Below are 17,681 nucleotides of genomic sequence, written 5' to 3'. Positions count from 1 at the left end.
GCCCAGCCCCTCGTCTCCGACCCGGCTCCCGTCACCCCCGCCGAGGGCGTGGCCGTCGAGGCCGTGACCGCAACCGAGGTTGCCGCCGCCGAGCCCGCTGTGGTGCTTCCCGACAACTACATCGAGGACGCCCAGGCCGGCGTCACCATCGTCGAGGAGACCCCGGCCGAGGGCGAGCAGAAGTAGCCCCCTTTCGCCCCGCATCACCTCAGGAGCCGGCCCGCAGCGAAACGCGGGCCGGCTCTTTTTACGCCGAGCGGCGGTCTCAGTCCTCGTAGTCGGTGTCCACCACCACGTTGTAGTCGTAGGCGGGGTACTTCTTCTTCATGGCGTCGACCACCTGGGCGCGGATGGCGTCGTCGTCGGCGTGAAAGTCGATCATCATGTCGAAGTACACTGTCTTGGTCTGGTCGTCCACGTAGAAGCCGTGCACCTGCAGGATCTTCGGGTTCTCCTTCGCCAGCGCCTCCAAATCGGCGTGCATCGGGGCGAACTCGCCCGTCGTGTTGGCGGCGTATACGCCCACCGTGGCCATGATGCGGAACTTCTCGGCCAGCCCCTCGGATATCTTGCGCGTCAGCGCGTGGATCTCGCGGGCGTTCATATCGTCGTCCACCTCGATGTGCAGCGAGCCGATCACCTCGTTGGGCCCGAAGTTGTCGAGCACCACGTCGTAGGTACCGCGCACCTCGGGAAACCCGTTCGCGTAGGTCTCGATGCCCTCCACGAGCTTCTTGTCCTCGGGAAGCCCGATGATGGGCGCCAGCGCGTCGCGCAGCACCTCCACGCCGGCCTTGCACACCACGAGCGAGATGATGAGGCCCACCACGCCGTCGATGTTGAGCCCCCAGATGTTCTGGGCAAACGCCACCACCAGCGTGCCCGCCGACAGCACGGCGTCGTAGTTGGAGTCCACGCCCGAGGCGATGAGCGCCTCGCAGTCGGTCTTGTCGCCGAAACGCTTGAACATGATGCCGATGAATATCTTCGCCAGAATGGCCACCACGATCACCGCGATGGTGATCGTCGAGTAGGACGGCATGCCCGGATGCAATATCTTCACCACCGACTCGCGCAGCGAGATGAGGCCGGCCACCAGGATGATGACGGCGATGACCACGCTCGTGAGGTACTCCACGCGCCCGTAGCCGAAGGGGTGGCGGCGGTCGGGACGGCGCCCGGCCAGCTTCGTGCCCACGATGGTGACGATGGACGAGAGTGCGTCGGTGGCGTTGTTCACGCCGTCCAAAATGATGGCGATGGAATGGGACACGAAGCCCACAGCCATCTTGAAGGCCACGAGCAGCAGGTTGCCCACGATGCCGTAAATGCTCGCCTTGACGATCTCGTGCTCGCGATTCATAACCATCACCTTCGATACATTATGTGCGCCTTCCTAACTCATATCAGATTATAGTCCCCATCGCTTCCAAGGCCCCCGCGGGCCAAGTTGCCTTTGCAATGCAGTTCGGCAACTTCCCGCCAACATCGCCTCCCAAGCAGCCGGAACGCCTCGTGCCGCGGGCTATATTCTCTTGTTGAAGCACCGCTTCTCCCTGCCTATTTTCGAGATCAGGAGGCACCTATGTCCACTGCACCGACCGCGACGACCGCCGAGAACGCCAACCTCACCGACGGGTTCCACGTTCTTGTCCAGTCGCTGCTGAAGAACCACCTCGACAAGATGTACGGCGTTATCGGCATTCCCGTGACCGACGTGGCGCGCATCGCCCAGGCGAAGGGGATCCGCTACATCGGCCTGCGCCACGAGTCCGATGCCGGCAACGCCGCCGCGGCCGAGGGCTTCATCACCGGTAAGCCCGGCGTGTACCTGACGGTATCGGCCCCCGGCTTCATGAACGGCCTCATCCCGCTGAAGGAAGCCACCGAGAACGGCTGGCCGGTCATCATGCTGTCCGGCTCGTCGTCCCGCGAGCTCATCGACCTGGGCGAGGGCGACTACGAGGGCATGGACCAGCTGAACTACGCGAAACCCTTCTCGAAGGCCGCCTACCGCGTCGATAAGATCGAGGACATCCCGCTCGTGGTGGCCCGCGCCATCCGCGCGGCCTGCTCGGGGCGCCCCGGCGGCGTGTACATCGACCTGCCGGGCGACACGCTTGGCCAGACCATCGCCCAGGACGTGGCCGAAAGCCTTCTGTACGAGGTGAACGACCCCGCTCCGGCCCAGATTCCGGCCCAGTCGGTGATCGAGGGGGCCATGGAGCTTCTGGCCAGCGCGAAGAAGCCCCTTATCTACATCGGCAAGGGCTCGGCCTATGCCCAGTGCGAGGACGAGGTGAAGCAGTTCGTGGAATCTATCGGAGCGCCGTACCTGGCCATGTCCATGGCCAAGGGCGTCCTTCCCGACAACCATCCGCAGAACGCCGCCAGCGCCCGCGGCATGACCATGCGCGAGGCCGACGTGGTGGTGCTGCTCGGCGCGCGCCTGAACTGGATGCTGAACTTCGGCAAGGGCAAGCACTGGAACGAGAACGTGAAGTTCATCCAGGTGGACATCGACCCCACCGAGATCGACAACTCCCGCTACATCGCGGCTCCCGTGGTGGGCGACCTGAAGTCCACCGTAACCAAGTTCAACGAGTACCTGGCCGCGCACCCCTACAAGGCCGATCCCGCGTGGCTTGAGGCCATCCAGGCCGACTCGGCCAAGAACAACGCCCGCTTCAGCGGAGCCGAGACGGCCGACACCGTGCCCATGACCCACTACAACGCGCTCGGCGCCATCAAGAAGGTCACCGACGCCAACCACGACGTGTACATCACCAACGAGGGCGCCAACGCGCTCGACGACTGCCGCGACATCATCGACATGTACCTGCCCCGTCACCGCCTGGACTGCGGCACCTGGGGCGTCATGGGCGTGGGCCTGCCCTACGCCATCGGCGCGGCCGTGACCACCGGCAAGCCGGTCATCTCCATCCACGGCGACTCGGCCTTCGGCTTCGACGGCATGGAGGTGGAGACCATCTGCCGCTACAACCTGCCCGTGACGGTGGTGGTGCTGAACAACGGCGGCATCTACCGCGGCGACTTCAAGAACCTCGGCACCGACGGCGACCCCTCGCCGCTGACGCTGTCGGCCTTGGGCCACTACGAGAAGCTCATGGAGGCCTTCGGCGGCACCGGCTACTACGCCACCACCCCGGCCGAGGTGGAGAAGTACGTGGCCGAGGGTGTGGCCAGCGGCAAGCCCACCATGGTGTGCTGCGAGCTGTCCATCCACTCCGGCAAGGAGTCGGGCCACATCACCTACTTGAACCCGCAGCCCGTCACCGGCCCGCTCGTAGGCAACGAGCAGGAAGACCTCGCCGAGCACCGCGAGAACGGTAAGCTCGTCGATTAAGAAAGGTTCAACTGCGGCAGAGCGTAGAGGGACGTGGGGTGATGCTCACCAAGCGAGTTCCGCAGCGACTGGAAATGTCCAGTGGACATTTCCACAAAGCGAGGACTGTCTGAGCGACTGAGCATTACCCCGCGGCCCGACTCAGAAGAGCCGCGAGAAAGAAGACAACCATGGGAGACATCGGTAACATCATCATCGCCGACATCCTGCCGATCTTCGCCATCATGATCCTCGGCTACCTCGGCGGCAAATTGCACAAGTTCGACAACGACCAGATGCAGGGCCTGAACAAGGTCGTGCTGGACATCGCCCTGCCGGCGGCTTTGTTTCTCTCCATCACCAAGGCCACCCGCGAGATGCTGTTCAGCGACTTGCCCCTCACCCTCGTGAGCCTGGTCGTGGTCATCGGCATGTTCATGCTCAGTTTCTTCCTGTGCTGGAAGATGTTCAAGCACAACATCGCCGAGGCCGGCGTCTGCGCCCTTATCGCCGGCTCGCCCACCATCGGCTTTCTGGGCTTCGCCGTGCTGGACCCGGTGTTCGGCACCGGCACCCAGACGGGGCTTGTGGTGGCCATCGTGGCCATCATCGTGAACGCCATCACCATCCCCATCGGCTTCTACCTGGTGAACAAGGGACTGAACGCCGAGGCCGAAAAGGGTACCGGCAAGACGAAGCTCGCTGCCACGGGCACGGCCGCCGTTGCGGGCAAGGGAGCCCCCGCCGCGCCTGCCCCGGCCAAAAAGGCCCACAACTCCAACCTGGATGCTGTCATCAAGTCGCTGAAGCAGCCGGTGGTGTGGGTGCCCATCCTGGCCGTGGTCATGGTGCTCGTGGGCATCAAGTTCCCCTCCGAGCTCGACCCCTGCTTCAGCCTCATCGCCAAGGCCAACTCCGGCCTGGCCGTGTTCGCCGCCGGCATCGCGTTGTCCACGGTGAAGTTCAGCCTGGGCAAGGAGACCATCTGGAACGTGTTCTACCGCAACCTGCTCACCCCGGCCATCGGCCTGGCGCTCGGCCTGGTGTGCGGCATCCACGGCGAGATGCTGCAGATGTTCGTGCTGGCCATCGCCCTGCCCCCGGCGTTCTCCGGCATCATCATCTCCAGCCGCTACAACATCTACGTGCGCGAGGGCGCGTCCACCGTGGCCGTGTCCACCCTGGCCTTCGCCGCCACGATGCCCCTCTGGATCGTCGCAACCCCCATGATCGAGCACCTCTTCGGCGCGTAAGGGACATGCATCGGCGGACATACCGTTAATGGCGCAGGGGCGGCCCGTAAGGTCCGCCCCTTTTCGCAAGAGAGGAGTTTCCCATGAGCGTGAATCGCAAGGCAGTGACCGGTATGGAGGCGGCGGCGAGCGCGGCCTATGCGCTGTCGGACGTGGCGGCTATCTTTCCCATCACGCCGGCCTCGCACATGGCCGAGAAGGTGGAGTCGTGGGCGGCCGCGGGTCGCGAGAACTTCTTCGGGCACCCGGTGGTGGTGAAGGAGATGCAGTCGGAGAAGGGCGTGGCCGGCGCGCTGCACGGCTGTTTGGCCGGCGGGGCGCTCGCCACCACCATGACGGCGAGCCAGGGCCTTATGCTCATGATCCCCAACATGTACAAGATATCCGGCGAGATGCTGCCCGGCGTGTTCCACATCACCACGCGCTCGCTGGCAGCCCACGCGCTTTCCATCTTCGGCGACCACCAGGACCTCATGGCCGTGCGCGCCACGGGCGTGGCCATGCTGGGGTCGGCCTCGGTGCAGGAATGCCAGGACCTCTCGTGGGTGGCGCACCTGTCGGCCATCGAGGGGAGCCTGCCCTTCGTGCACTTCTTCGACGGCTTCCGCACCTCCGACGAGGTACAGACCATCGACGTGATAGACCCCGAGGTCATGCGGCCGCTCGTGAACTGGCAGGCCGTGAGCGCCTTCCGCCACCGCGCCATGGACCCGGAGCACCCCGCCATCCGCGGCACCGCCCAGAACCCCGACATCTACTTCCAGAACCGCGAGGCCCCCAATGCCGCCTACGACGCGCTGCCGGCCATCGTGCAGAAGAACATGGACGCGCTGGCGGGCGTGTGCGGACGGCAGTATCACCTGTTCGACTACGTGGGCGCCGCCGATGCCGAGCGCGTCATCGTCACCATGGCCTCCAGCTGCGAGACCGCAGAAGCCACCGTGCGCGCCCTCGTGGATGCCGGCGAGAAGGTGGGGCTCGTGAAGGTACGGCTGTACCGTCCCTTCTCGGCTGCGCACCTGCTGGCAGCCCTGCCGGCCACCACGCGCGTCGTGTGCGCGCTGGACCGCACGAAGGAGCCGGGCAGTTTGGGCGAGCCGCTCTTTTTGGACGTGCAAGCCGCCGTGGCCGCCGCGCGCCCGAACGCGCGCGTCATCGGCGGTCGCTACGGGCTCTCCTCCAAGGAGTTCACACCGGCTCAGGCCAAAGCCGTCTTCGACAACATGGCCGCGCCCGAGCCGAAGACGCGCTTCACCGTGGGCATCAACGACGACGTGACCCACCTGTCGCTGCCCGTGCCCGCCTGGGAGCCCGCGTCCTCCCAGCCGCTCACCCAGGCCGTCTTCTACGGCTTCGGCTCCGACGGCACGGTGAGCGCCAACAAGGTGGCTGCCCGCATCGTGAGCGACGCCGCGGGCAAGTTCGTGCAGGAGTACTCCTGGTTCGACTCGAAGAAATCGGGCGGCCTCACCATCTCCTACATGCGCTTCGGCGACGCGCCCGTGCACGAGCCCTGGCTCATCACGAGCGCCGACTACCTGGCCTGCCATAAGGACATCTACGTGAAGCGCGGCTACGATATGCTCGACCGCCTGCGCGACGGGGGCACCTTCGTGCTGAACGCGCCCTGGACCTCTGTGCACGAGTTGGACGCGGCGCTTCCCGCGAAGCTGCGGCGCGCCATCGCCGCCAAGCACGCCGACTTCTACGTCATCGACGCCGCCAAGCTGGCCGCCGAGGTGGGGTTAGGCCCGCGCATCAACATGATCATGCAGACGGTGTTCTTCCGCCTGACCCGCGTGATGGACTTCGATGAGGCTGTGCGCCTGCTGAAGGAGGATGTGGCCGCCGTATACGCCTCGAAGGGAGCCGACGTGGTGGCCCGCGACCAGCAGGCCATCGATGGGGCCGCGACCGCTCTCGTGAAGATCGGCTACCCGAAGAGCTGGGAGCGCGCTCGCGACGATGACGATGCGTCGAGCGACTACGCCGCCGGCGCCGGGGCCGCCCCGGCCGTGCGTCTGGGATCGGTGCCCGGCGAGGATGCCTTCATTAAGAACGTCTTCCGCCCCCTCGACGAGCTGCGCGGCGACCAGCTGCCCGTGAGCGCCCTGGCCCCCGACGGCATCGTGCCGCCCGGCTCGGCCGCCTACGAGAAGCGCTGCGTGGCCTACGAGATTCCCGCTTGGGACGCCACCAAGTGCGTGGAATGCTACGAGTGCTCGCTCGTGTGTCCCCATGCCGCCATCCGCCCCTACGTGGCCACGGCCGACGAGCTCGCGGACGCGCCGTCCTCCTTCGCCACCAAGCCCGCGCGCCTGCCGGAACTCGCCGGCATGGCCTTCCGCATCCAGGTGTATCCCGAGGACTGCGTGGGCTGCGGCAGCTGCGCCGACAACTGCCCCGCCCCGGGCAAGGCACTCACGATGCAGCCTTTGGCCAGCCAGCTCGCCGAGCAGAAGGGAAACCTCGCCTTCGCCCAGGCCAACATCGCGCTGAAGGACGACCTCGTGCCCACCGACTCCATTCCCGGCACCCAGCTGCAGAAACCGCTGCTGGAGTTCTCCGGCTGCTGCGGCGGCTGCGGCGAGACGCCTTACGTGAAGCTGCTCACCCAGCTGTTCGGCGACCGCCTCATTATCGCGAACGCCACGGGCTGCTCGTCCATCTGGGGCGCCTACATGCCCTCGATGCCCTACACGGTGAACCCGCACGGCCATGGGCCCGCCTGGGGCAACTCGCTGTTCGAGGACAACGGGGAATTCGGCTACGGCATCGCCAAGGCCGTGAAGGTGCGCCGCCGCCACCTGACCGACCTCGTGAAGCGGGCCGTGGGCGAGGCGCTTCCGCCCGCGACGACGTTCATCGACCCCGTCGGTGAGGATGCACAGCGAAGCATCGCCGGAAGCGCGGCCGCACAGGCGACTCCGGGTACATCGGGCACCGCCGCCCAGGCAGCTGGCGCGCCGGCCTTCTCCCCCGCCACGACGGCGCTTCTGCGCGACTGGCTCACTGCGGCCGACGACGCCGGCGCCGCCTACGACCTCGGCCAGGCGGCCCAGCGGGCCCTGGAAGCCGAGCGCGCGACCCTCACCGAGAGCGACCCTGCCCGCGCGCTGGCTGACGAGATCCTCGACTACGGCGAGATGTTCGGGAAGAAGAGCGTGTGGGCCGTGGGCGGCGACGGCTGGGCCTACGACATCGGCTACGGCGGCCTGGACGAGGTGCTGGCCTCGGGCGAGAACATCAACGTGCTCGTGCTGGACACCGAGGGCTACTCCAACACCGGCGGCGAGATGTCGAAGGCCACGGAGCTGGGCAGCGTGTCCGGCTTCACCCTGGACGGTAAGCCCACGCCGCGCAAGGATTTGGGCCGCATGATGATGCAGTACGACTACGTGTACGTAGCCCAGGTGTGCCTCGGTGCCGACATGGAGCAAACCATCCGCGCCCTGCGCGAGGCCGAGGCCTACGACGGGCCCTCCATCGTCATCGCGCTGTGCCCGTGCATCAGCTGGGGCATCAAGGGCGGCATGAGCACGAACTTGCGCGTAGCCCGCGAGGGCGTGCGCGCCGGCTACTGGCCGCTGTTCCGCTTCAACCCCATGCTGGCGGCCGCGGGCAAAGACCCGCTCACCGTGGACTACCAGGCCCCCGATGATGAGCTTGGCGACTTCCTCGCCAAGCAGGATCGCTTCGCGTCGCTGCTTACCCGCGACCCAACCCGCGCCCGCACGCTGCAGAGCGAGCTTTCCAAGGACCTCGCCCGCGAGTACACCGAGCTGGAACGCGAGGTGAGGGTATACGAGCCCTAAGGGCCGGGAAAACGAGACAAGGAGCTGTTATTCGTCCGTCTCGGCGTTCGGGTCGACCCCATCGGGATCGAACTCGAAGAGATCGCCGGGCTGGCAATTCAGCTCCTTGCAGATCTTCATCATGGTGGAGAAACGGATGGCCTTAATGCGGCCCGTGCGAATGCGGGAGATGTTCACCGGAGAGATCTCGATTCGGCGGGACAACTCATTGACGGACATCTTGCGGTCCGCCATCACTCGATCAAGCCTTGAAATAATGCGCATGGGACAGCCCTCATACGGTATCGTCGCTTAACTGTTGTAACAATGCTGCATAGCGGAAAATCGCCGACAGCGAGTACATGATACCAGAGAACACGAGCATTCCGACATTAAGGTTTACCGTCGGCTCAGAAGTCCCATCGTTTACGACAATACCGTACCCCAATGATGGGGCTGCCTCATAAGATACGCCCATTGTAAAGAAAAGTTCAAGTACGACGAGGACAAGAGCCAGGAGAGCAATGGCGCGAAGACGATTCGCCTGCGCTTCGGAAAAGGGCGTTCGATCCTTGACCGCCCGCGTAAAAATCTGAAGCAGCAACGCCAAGGCCGCCGTACTCACTCCACCATACACACCGCAGTATGCAAACACGCCCCACCCCGCCCCGGGCACATGCGCGATGCATCCATAAGCGATCGCCATAAGCGCCACAAGCCATGCGCAAACACACAACGCAAGGCAAACAACTAAGGCGATACGAATGCCTTTGCACACCCGCTCCGCTCTGCTAAGGGATACCTCGATATCCCGCTCATCAATTCCCATTGGATTTCCTAACTGACAAGAAGGCGGCCAGACCAGTCCGACCGCCCAGACCTCAACCTAAATCCCGACTTTCAAGCAGGGTGCAGAGGGCCCCACATAGAAGCAGACATTCTGAGGTTCAATCTCTCCGTAGAACAGCATAATCACACCTCCTTTCCCGATTCCGTTCCCAGCATGGCCTGAAACAAAAGACGGTAGAACGTCTTCATCAGGGTGCAGTAGGGGTCGCGTGCCGTCGCATCGCCGTGGGCGAGGAGCGCCCGGGCGCGGCAGCCTCCTCCGCACAGATAGCGAATCTCGCACCTGCGGCATGCGGGCAACTCGTCCACCGACGGCGCCGGACGCCGCAGCGAACCCAGACAGCTCGCGCCCTCGCGCAGCGATCCCGCGCAAAACGCCTCATCGTGCAGGAGGTGGCAGGGGAATACCTCCCCATCGGCCGACACACTTGCCATGGAGCAGCCGGCACCGCATCCCGTGGTGGTGGCGAGCCCCGTGTTCAGCGGCGTGTCGGCCAGAAGCCCTCCCCCGCCCCGGGACAGGGCGAGCGTCGCCCGCGCCAGCGCTTCCAGGGCATCCTCGTCGGGCAGGAGCGCCGCCAACTCGCCGCCGTCGGGGGCAGCCGAGAGCAAGCTGAAGTTGATCGTCGCCCCGAGCCGCTCGGCCAGGGCGCAGTAGGCCTCCATGTCGCCGATGTTGCCGCCGTGGATCGTCGGGATGATATGCGCCCGAATACCCGCGGCGCGCACCGCCTCGACGGCGGCAACCAGGACATCGAACCGGTTCTCGCGGCGGATGGCAGGCACGGCGCACCCGTCGGCTCCGTCGAAGGACACCGACACCGTGTCCACCACGGGCGCGAGGGCACGCAGCTTCTCCTCGGTGACGAGCGTGCCGTTCGTGAGTACGTCCACCTGCGCGACGCCGGCCTCCTTCGCCGCGGCCGCGATCTGGGGCAAATCGTCGCGCAGAAACGGCTCGCCGCCCGAGATGATGAGCCTTTGCACCCCCGCCCGGGCAAAATGCCCGACGATGACGCGCATCTCCTCCAGCGGCAGATCAGACCGTCCGTTGCGCTCCTCCACGCCGGAGTAGCAGCCGACGCAGCGCAGGTTGCACCGATGAGTGACGTGCAGGTAGGCCGCCTGGAGTGCAGCCGGCGCCGTGGCGGGCGCCTCTTGGCAGAAGCCGCCCCGCCGCACATGTTCCAGCAGCCGCTCGTCCACCGCGGCCAGCTCGGCGGCGGGCACGTCTTCCGAGAACATGCGGTGGCACACCTCGCGCCCTTCCGGCGTGAGACCGATGGAATAGCCCGTGGCCGTGTTGCCGATCATGGGAACCGAGAACGGCGCATGCTCCACGATATGATTGCCGAACCTCATTCCCACATCCCCCTCAGACGGTGACATTTTATCTATTGTCGATCAATTCACTCAGGTATTTATGCGTTACCAACCATGAAGGGACTACTAATTAACAGGAATCGCTAGGCCGCTGAAAATTGAACTATGACATGGGAAAATACCCAGCAGCGCATCGAGACGCAACCAGGGTGCCGGACAACGTCAAAGGGGAAAAGAAAAAAGAGAAGGGAGGGGAGCCGCCCCGCGACGGGTCTACATGCCGCGGAAGACGTCCTCCAACGTGATGCCCAGCGACGTCGTGATCTTCTGCAGCGTGCGCAGCGTGAGGTTCTTCTTGCCCGCCTCGATCTCGCTCATGTACGACTTCGTCATATGGGTCATCAGGGCCAACTGCGACTGGGAGACGCCCTTGGAGATACGGAGATCCCGGATGCGCTTCCCAATTCTATTTTGCAGTCGTTTGCTCATGGGCAAAGGCTACCAAGCCCCGAAAATACGGGGTTTTCTTATAAATGAACTTACGGCGAACTTCAGCAAATATGCAAAACGCCGAGCCCCAAAAAGAGGCTCGGCGCTGGCAACATATGGAGTGCCTCAACAGGGAAAGCGCAGGCGGACGCAGGCCCTCGCTCCCCCGCGGCCGGTTGCGGCTGCTTGACCGCCTCGGACGTGTCGCGGACTACTTGGCCGCCTTCTGCTGCGCCTCGTACTCGGCGTAGGTGATGACCTTCACCGCCGGGTTGCTCGGCGTGACGGGCGCCTCGAGCACGCCCTTCTCGGTGAACTCCTTCACCTGGTCGGCGGTGTAGCCTAGGCTCTCCAGAATCTCGGCGTTATTCTCGCCCAGATCAGGCGCGCGGGTGTAGTCGGGCTTGAAGTTCGACATGGTGAAGGGCAGGCCGATGGTCTTGAACTTGCCGCGGGCACCGCCCTGGTCGATCTCGGGAATGGTGCCGTCGGCCAGAAGGTCGGGGTCGTTCTCGATCTCGTACCAGTCGAGCACCGGGCCCACCGGCACGCCGGCCGCGCCGAGCTTGTCGGTCAGCTCGTACTTGTCGTACTGCTTGGTGTACTCCTCGATGATGGGGTACAGCTCGTCCTTGTGCAGCTGGCGGTTGTTCCACGGCGTGAACTTCGGGTCGGAGGCCAGATCGGGCTTGCCGATGGCCTCGCACAGGCCCTTGAAGGCCTTCTCGGAGTTCTGCACCACGATGTACACGTAGGCGTTCGGGTCGGTCTCCCAGCCCTTGGCCTTATAGCACCAACCGATGACCTGGCCGCCCTCGGTGTTCTCGGCGCGCGGGATGGCGCGGCCCCAGTTCCAGTCGGGGTACACCTCGTAATGCGGCAGCGCCCCCAGGTTGTCGAGCATGATCTGGTCGCGCAGCTTGATGCGGCACAGGTTCAGCACGGCGTTCTGCATGGACTGGTACACGTAGCAGCCCTCGCCGGTGCGCTCGCGCTGCAGCAGCGCCGACAGCACACCGATGGTCAGGTGCATGCCGGTGTTGGAGTCGCCGAGCGCTGCGGCCGACTGGGTGGGCACGTTGAAGGAGCCCTCGTTCCAGCCGGTGGTGGAGGCGGCGCCGCCGGCCGACTGGGCCACGGGCTCGAAGGCCTTCACGTGGGAGAAGCGGCTCTTCTGGCCGAAGCCCTTGAGCGAGGCCATGATGCAGCGCGGGTTGATGGCGTGCACCTGCTCCCAGCCAAAGCCCATCTTCTCCACATCGCCGGGACCGATGTTTTCGATGAACAGGTCGGCCTCCTTCAGCAGCTTCGTGAGCACTTCCTTGCCCTCGGGCGTCTTCACGTTCAGCGTGAGCGACTTCTTGCCGGAGTTCAGCTGCAGGTAGTACACGCTCCAGGAATCGGCGATGTCCAGCAGCTCGGTACGGGTCGGGTCGCCGCCGGGTCGCTCGATCTTAATGACCTCGGCGCCCATCCAGGCAAGCAGCTGGGTGCAGGAGGGACCCGACTGAACCTCGGTCCAGTCGATGACCTTGATACCCGCCAAAGGGGCGGTGGAATTCGCGTTTGTTGCAGTCACGGGAACACCTCGCTTCTCAAAGGATTTACAATGGGGCACAGCATTCATTCTATGGAGCGACCACAGATCCCGTCGGCGGTCGCAACCTTTGTCAACAAGCGGTTTGCGCTCCGTGGACGGATGGGAAGGTGCTCGGCGAAGCCGCCGCGCGCCGCGGCAAGAGCAGGTCCGCGACGACCCGGTCGCGGGCGGAAAGGACGGTGCCCGGTGGGCGCGGAGAGCCAGAAGCTGAAGCTGTTGTACCTGATGCAGATGCTCTACGACGAGACCGACGACGAGCACGGGATAACCACCCCCGCCATCATCGAGGGCCTCGCCGAACGCGGCATCGACGCGGAGCGCAAGTCCATCTACCGCGACATCGAGACGCTGCGCTCCTTCGGCATGGATATCGTGAAGCTGCCCACCCGCCCGGTGAGCTACGCCTTGGGCTCGCGCACCTTCTCGGGTGCCGAGCTCATGCTGCTCACCGACGCGGTGCAGTCGTCGCGCTTCCTCACCCAGCGCATGGCCAACCGCCTGGCCGCCGGCGTGGCCACCTTGGGCTCGCGCCACCAGGTGCGCTCGCTCAAGAAGCACGTGCACGTGGAGGGCCGCATCAAAATGCAGAACGAGTCGGTGTTCCACCACGTGGACACCATTCACGAGGCCCTGAGCCAACGGCGCAAGGTGGCCTTCCGCTACGTGAAGTACAACGCCAACAAACGCCAGGTGGCTCAGAAGGAGGGCCGCACCTACTGCGAAACGCCCGTGCGCCTCGTCTACTCGGAGGGCTGCTACTACCTCATCGCCTACAACGACAAGCACGGAAGCTTCCCCACCTACCGCCTCGATCGCATGCAGGGCCTGCGCATCGCCGACGAGCCGGCCACCCGCAACGAGGCCATCGCCACCTTCGACGCCGAGGCCTACAGCGCCCGCACGTTCTCCATGTTCGGCGGCAAGACGCGGCGCGTGACCCTGCGGGTGGAGGAGTCGGTCATGGGGGCGCTCATCGATCGCTTCGGGAAAGATGTGGAAAGCACGGTGGGAGAAGACGGCGCGGCCCGGGCCTACGTGACCGTGGCGCCGAGCCCGGTGTTCTTCGGCTGGCTCGCGCAGTTCGGCCGCGCCATGCGCATCGAGGCGCCGCATGATCTGGCCGCCGAGTACGCCGCCTACCTGCGAGACATTCTGAAGGACTACGAGTAGGGCTTGCCGGGGACGGCCGGACCCTCCGGCCGTCCCCGATGCCGCTGCGCTTACTCGAAGTCGAACATGGCGGTGGACAGGTAGCGCTCGCCGGTATCGGGCAGGATGACCACGATGTTCTTGCCGGCGTTCTCGGGGCGGGCGGCCACCTTGGCGGCGGCAGCTACCGCGGCGCCCGAGGAGATGCCCACCAACAGGCCATCGTGGGCGGCCAGCTCGCGGCCGGCGGCGAAGGCCTCCTCGTCGGCGATGGTTATCACCTCGTCGTAGATGTCGGTGTTCAGCGTCTCGGGCACAAACCCGGCGCCGATACCCTGGATCTTGTGGGTGCCCGCGCGGCCCTCGGACAGCACCGGCGACCCGGCCGGCTCCACCGCTATCACCTGAATGGCCGGGTTCTGCGCCTTCAGGTAGGCCCCGGTGCCCGAGATGGTGCCGCCCGTGCCCACGCCGGCCACGAGGATGTCCACCTTGCCGTCGGTGTCCTCCCAGATCTCGGGGCCGGTGGTGCGCTCGTGCACGGCCGGGTTCGCCGGGTTGGTGAACTGCGAGGGAATGAACGAGTTGGGAATCTCGGCGGCCAGCTCGTCGGCCTTCGCGATGGCGCCCTTCATGCCCTTGGCGCCCTCGGTGAGCACCAGCTCGGCCCCGTAGGCGCGCATGAGGTTGCGCCGCTCCACCGACATGGTCTCGGGCATGGTGATGATGATGCGGTTGCCCCGGGCCGCCGCAAGGGCCGCCAGACCGATGCCGGTGTTGCCCGAGGTGGGCTCTATGAGCACCGTGTCGTCGTCGATGAGCCCGGCGGCCACGGCGTCGTCGATCATGGCCTGGGCGATGCGATCCTTCACCGAGCCGCCCGGGTTGAACGCTTCCACCTTGCCGATCAGCGTGGCCGGCAGCTCGTGGGCCGCCTCGTAGTGGGTCAGCTCCACCAAGGGGGTGTGACCGATCAGCTCCGCTACGCTCTTGTGCACGTTCATATGAGATTCCTCTCTCGCAACTTGGATAATGGCCCCATCCTACCTGTCAACAAGGCCCCGTCAACCGAGGGCGTCATAGCAGTTTTCGATGGCGAAAGCCGCGAAACGGGCACCGCCGCTTAGAATTTCACCAGGCCGCTTTCCTGCCGGCGGTATATAATTCCTAGAAAGTTACTAGACTTTTACGAGCGACCCCGAGAACCACGGAGCAATGCCATGACCCTGCAGCAGCTGCGCTACCTCATCGCCATCGCCAACCACGGCTCCATTTCCGCCGCGGCCCATACCCTGTACGTGTCGCAGTCGAGCCTGTCGGTGGCCGTGCGCGACATCGAGCGCGAGACGGGCGTCACCATCTTCGAGCGCAGCAACCGCGGCATCACGCTCACAAGCGACGGCGTGGAGCTTTTGGGCTACGCGCGCCAGGTGGTGGAGCAGGCCGACCTCATGGCCCAGCGCTATTCCGGCCGCGGAAGCGACGGCGCCCAGGCCCAGCGGCTCGCCATCACCTCGCAGCACTACGCCTTCGTCGTGGAGGCGTTTCTGGAGCTTTCCGAGGAGTACGAGGGCTCCGCGTACAACTTCAGCCTGCGCGAGACCCGCACCTCCGAGGTCATCGAGGACGTGCGCGACTTCCGCAGCGATCTGGGCGTGCTGTACCTCTCGTCGTTCAACGAGAGCGTCATCGGCCATGCCCTGGAAGATGCCAACCTCTCGTTCAACCTACTGTTCTCGGCCCAGCCGCACATCTTCGTGAGCGACACGCACCCTTTGGCCGACCGCGCCGAGGTCACCCTGGACGATTTGAACCCGTACCCCCGCTACGCCTTCGAGCAGGGCAACGCGAACTCGTTCTTCTACGCGGAAGAGCCCTTCGCTGAGCTGCCCCACGACAAGCGCATCTCGGTCAGCGACCGCGGCACGCTCTCGAACCTGCTCGCCCACCACGACGGCTACACCATCTCCACCGGCGTGCTATCCAGCGAAATGTACACGGGCATTGCCAGCGTTCCCCTGGCCACCAAGGAGCTTATGCGCGTGGGCTACATCGTCCACAACGAGCGCCAGCTGTCCGATCTGGCCCAGCGCTACATCGAGAAGCTGAGCCTGTTCGTGGAAGGCTACCAGATCGGCCTGGCAGCCCTGTAGCCTCCTCCCGGGCGCCCCTGTCCATCCGCCTCAGAGTCGGCAGGGGATCTTAGTCCCGCGGCTCCATATCGAGCAGATCAAACAGCTCCTGGCGCGTGTGGATGTCGAGCTTCTGGTAGATATGGCGCACATGGGCCTTCGCCGTGCCGTTGGCGATGACGAGCTCCCGCTCGATGATGCCCACGGTCTTGTGCTGGGCCAAAAGGAGGAGCACTTCCTCCTCCCGCGCCGAGAGTTTGTAGCGCCGCGCTATCTCGGCGCAGCGCTCGGTCAGCTCCTGCTTGCGGGCCAGAGCCGCAGAATCGGTGCCGCCCGAGAGGAAGTTCGCGCCCCATCGGCTGGTAAGATCGTGCTCCGACAGCAGAATGGTCGTCGCCGCCACCACGGCCACCAGGGCCAGCAGCGCCACAGCCATATCCCCCATCGATCCCAGCACCTCCTGGCTCTCCACCGCATCGGCCGTCATGCGCCCGAGCCACATGACCACCTGGCGCACGCCGCGCTCGATGCCGAACAACCAAATCGCCGACACGCCGAAGCGGTAGCAGATATTCGCCATGATGAGCATAATGATGATCGACTGGGCCGTGTAGGCCCCGCTCATGCAGAAGTTGGCGGCCTGTCCCTGCACGTAGCCGAACAGCGGCACGATGGTGAGAGCCACTACCACAAGCGGCAGGGCAAACCGGTAGATGAGGCTGAAGTCGAAGCGGCCGCCGCGCATGGCCACGCCGAAGTAGACAAGGAGCGCCACCACCACGGCCCCGGGTGCGGAATGGGGGCCGAAGGGACCCTGATACATGCCGCCCTCCAGCAGGCCGTAGCCAAAGGCGTAGGCCGCCATGAAGAGAACGGCCTTCCACGGCACCGAAAAGCGGCTCCATGACGTGGAGGGCAGTTCGCCCGCAGGCAGACTCGCGAACGCCCGACGCGCCATCAGTAAGGACGACGCCGGCAAAAGCGCCGTCATGGCGAACAGCCACGGCAGCATGAAACCGCGGTACACATACAACACCAGGGCGCCAACGACGATGGAGGCGGAGTAGTACAGGGCCACGCGCAGCGGGTTCAGGCAGCTGTACAACTCGCTCCACACAAGAATGGCGAGCGCGATGCCAAAACCGCCGAGCAGCGCCGAGGGCGTGCCCAAAATCGAAGCCGCATCGGCGTACCAGCAGGAGGCGAACATCAGCACGGTGGATGCGGTAAGAGCCGCCGCGCTTAACGCGAACACGCACCGCTTGTTGAAGAAAGGGCCGATATGGCGCGCCAGCAACGTGCAGCCGAGGGCCGTGGCCACCATCGTCCAGTCGAACAGATCGCGCACCGGCAAGCTCGAAGCCGGAAAGCCCGCAAAGGACCCCACGAAGACGATCTCGATCCAGGCGCGGTAGACCCCCAGCCCCAAGAAGGCCGCGGGCACGCACAGCGCCGACCATGGCACGCGCCGACCGTGCCGCCGGGCGCCCTCGTCTTCTCGCCCGGCCGCCGCGGCATCTCCGGCCGCGACCGACTCGCGCTCCGCCTTCACTGAACGACCTCCCTCCCTTATCGGGAATCCCCCAACTGTCCTCCCGATTATAGGAGAAGAGGTGCGCCGGCCCTCCCTCATCGCGGACACTTTTGCTCATAATTGGAAAAATAAGGGGTTATACCAAGGGGTTATAGTCCTGATCAGAGAGGGGGTTACGTTTTTTACGCCCCCCAATCAAGCCATGGACGATG

The 17,681-nt window shown here is 65.1% G+C and carries 14 protein-coding genes; 6 read left to right on the top strand and 8 right to left on the bottom strand.

The features are described 5' to 3' along the window. Window positions 1–186 (top strand): hypothetical protein (locus tag Q5064_RS08410; protein ID WP_302963833.1); only part of this gene is annotated, 186 nt, incomplete at its 5' end. 79 nt (window positions 187–265) lie between these two features. Here Q5064_RS08410 and Q5064_RS08405 read toward each other — a convergent pair. Continuing rightward, window positions 266–1,363: a cation diffusion facilitator family transporter gene (locus tag Q5064_RS08405; RefSeq protein WP_302963830.1), complete on the bottom strand. Its 1,098-nt coding sequence runs from the start codon at window positions 1,361–1,363 to the stop codon at window positions 266–268. 222 nt (window positions 1,364–1,585) lie between these two features. Between Q5064_RS08405 and oxc the strand changes: the two genes are divergently transcribed. The 3 genes from oxc to nifJ all read left to right on the top strand — a co-directional run bounded on the left by oxc (window position 1,586) and on the right by nifJ (window position 8,414). Continuing rightward, complete coding sequence (oxc, locus tag Q5064_RS08400; protein WP_302963827.1) at window positions 1,586–3,367, top strand: oxalyl-CoA decarboxylase; 1,782 nt, start codon at window positions 1,586–1,588, stop codon at window positions 3,365–3,367. A 170-nt stretch (window positions 3,368–3,537) separates the two neighbouring features. Further along, window positions 3,538–4,599 (top strand): AEC family transporter, encoded by a 1,062-nt coding sequence (locus Q5064_RS08395; protein WP_302963826.1) that lies wholly within the window; start codon window positions 3,538–3,540, stop codon window positions 4,597–4,599. A gap of 83 nt (window positions 4,600–4,682) precedes the next feature. After that, window positions 4,683–8,414 carry a pyruvate:ferredoxin (flavodoxin) oxidoreductase gene (gene nifJ / locus Q5064_RS08390; RefSeq protein WP_302963825.1) on the top strand — a complete coding sequence of 1,244 codons (3,732 nt, stop codon included), beginning with the start codon at window positions 4,683–4,685 and terminating at the stop codon, window positions 8,412–8,414. Between the two features lie 27 nt (window positions 8,415–8,441). Here the strand turns inward: nifJ and Q5064_RS08385 are convergent, their stop codons facing one another. The 5 genes from Q5064_RS08385 to frc form a co-directional block, all read right to left on the bottom strand. Further along, window positions 8,442–8,678 carry a helix-turn-helix transcriptional regulator gene (locus Q5064_RS08385; protein ID WP_302963822.1) on the bottom strand — a complete coding sequence of 79 codons (237 nt, stop codon included), beginning with the start codon at window positions 8,676–8,678 and terminating at the stop codon, window positions 8,442–8,444. Window positions 8,679–8,688: 10 nt separating this feature from the next. Next, on the bottom strand, window positions 8,689–9,222 hold the full coding sequence (locus Q5064_RS08380; protein ID WP_302963821.1) for a DUF2975 domain-containing protein: 534 nt from the start codon (window positions 9,220–9,222) through the stop codon (window positions 8,689–8,691). A gap of 143 nt (window positions 9,223–9,365) precedes the next feature. Then, the gene (locus tag Q5064_RS08375) at window positions 9,366–10,604 is read right to left on the bottom strand and encodes a radical SAM protein (protein WP_302963818.1); all 1,239 of its coding nucleotides are present in this window, start codon (window positions 10,602–10,604) and stop codon (window positions 9,366–9,368) included. Window positions 10,605–10,838: 234 nt separating this feature from the next. Further along, window positions 10,839–11,054, bottom strand: a complete 216-nt coding sequence (locus Q5064_RS08370; protein ID WP_302963815.1) for a helix-turn-helix domain-containing protein — start codon at window positions 11,052–11,054, stop codon at window positions 10,839–10,841. A 211-nt stretch (window positions 11,055–11,265) separates the two neighbouring features. Beyond that, window positions 11,266–12,633 (bottom strand): formyl-CoA transferase, encoded by a 1,368-nt coding sequence (gene frc, locus Q5064_RS08365; RefSeq protein WP_302963812.1) that lies wholly within the window; start codon window positions 12,631–12,633, stop codon window positions 11,266–11,268. A gap of 207 nt (window positions 12,634–12,840) precedes the next feature. Here frc and Q5064_RS08360 point away from each other — a divergent pair, with 207 nt between their 5' ends. Continuing rightward, a complete protein-coding gene (locus Q5064_RS08360; protein ID WP_302963809.1) occupies window positions 12,841–13,824 on the top strand; it encodes a YafY family protein in 984 nt (327 codons plus the stop codon). Between the two features lie 50 nt (window positions 13,825–13,874). Here the strand turns inward: Q5064_RS08360 and cysK are convergent, their stop codons facing one another. Then, the gene (cysK, locus tag Q5064_RS08355; RefSeq protein WP_302963806.1) at window positions 13,875–14,807 is read right to left on the bottom strand and encodes a cysteine synthase A; all 933 of its coding nucleotides are present in this window, start codon (window positions 14,805–14,807) and stop codon (window positions 13,875–13,877) included. 216 nt (window positions 14,808–15,023) lie between these two features. On the opposite strand from cysK, the gene Q5064_RS08350 reads away from it, so the two are divergent. Then, window positions 15,024–15,956 carry a LysR family transcriptional regulator gene (locus tag Q5064_RS08350; protein WP_302963805.1) on the top strand — a complete coding sequence of 311 codons (933 nt, stop codon included), beginning with the start codon at window positions 15,024–15,026 and terminating at the stop codon, window positions 15,954–15,956. A 49-nt stretch (window positions 15,957–16,005) separates the two neighbouring features. Here Q5064_RS08350 and Q5064_RS08345 read toward each other — a convergent pair whose 3' ends face one another. After that, window positions 16,006–17,487, bottom strand: coding sequence for a LuxR C-terminal-related transcriptional regulator (locus Q5064_RS08345; protein ID WP_302963803.1), 1,482 nt, complete (start codon window positions 17,485–17,487; stop codon window positions 16,006–16,008). Window positions 17,488–17,681 lie beyond the last annotated feature (194 nt).

Origin of the sequence: uncultured Adlercreutzia sp., assembly GCF_958431955.1 — a bacterium.
In the GTDB taxonomy this organism is placed as follows: Bacteria; Actinomycetota; Coriobacteriia; order Coriobacteriales; family Eggerthellaceae; genus Adlercreutzia.
This window is presented reverse-complemented; position numbering and strand designations above follow the sequence as displayed.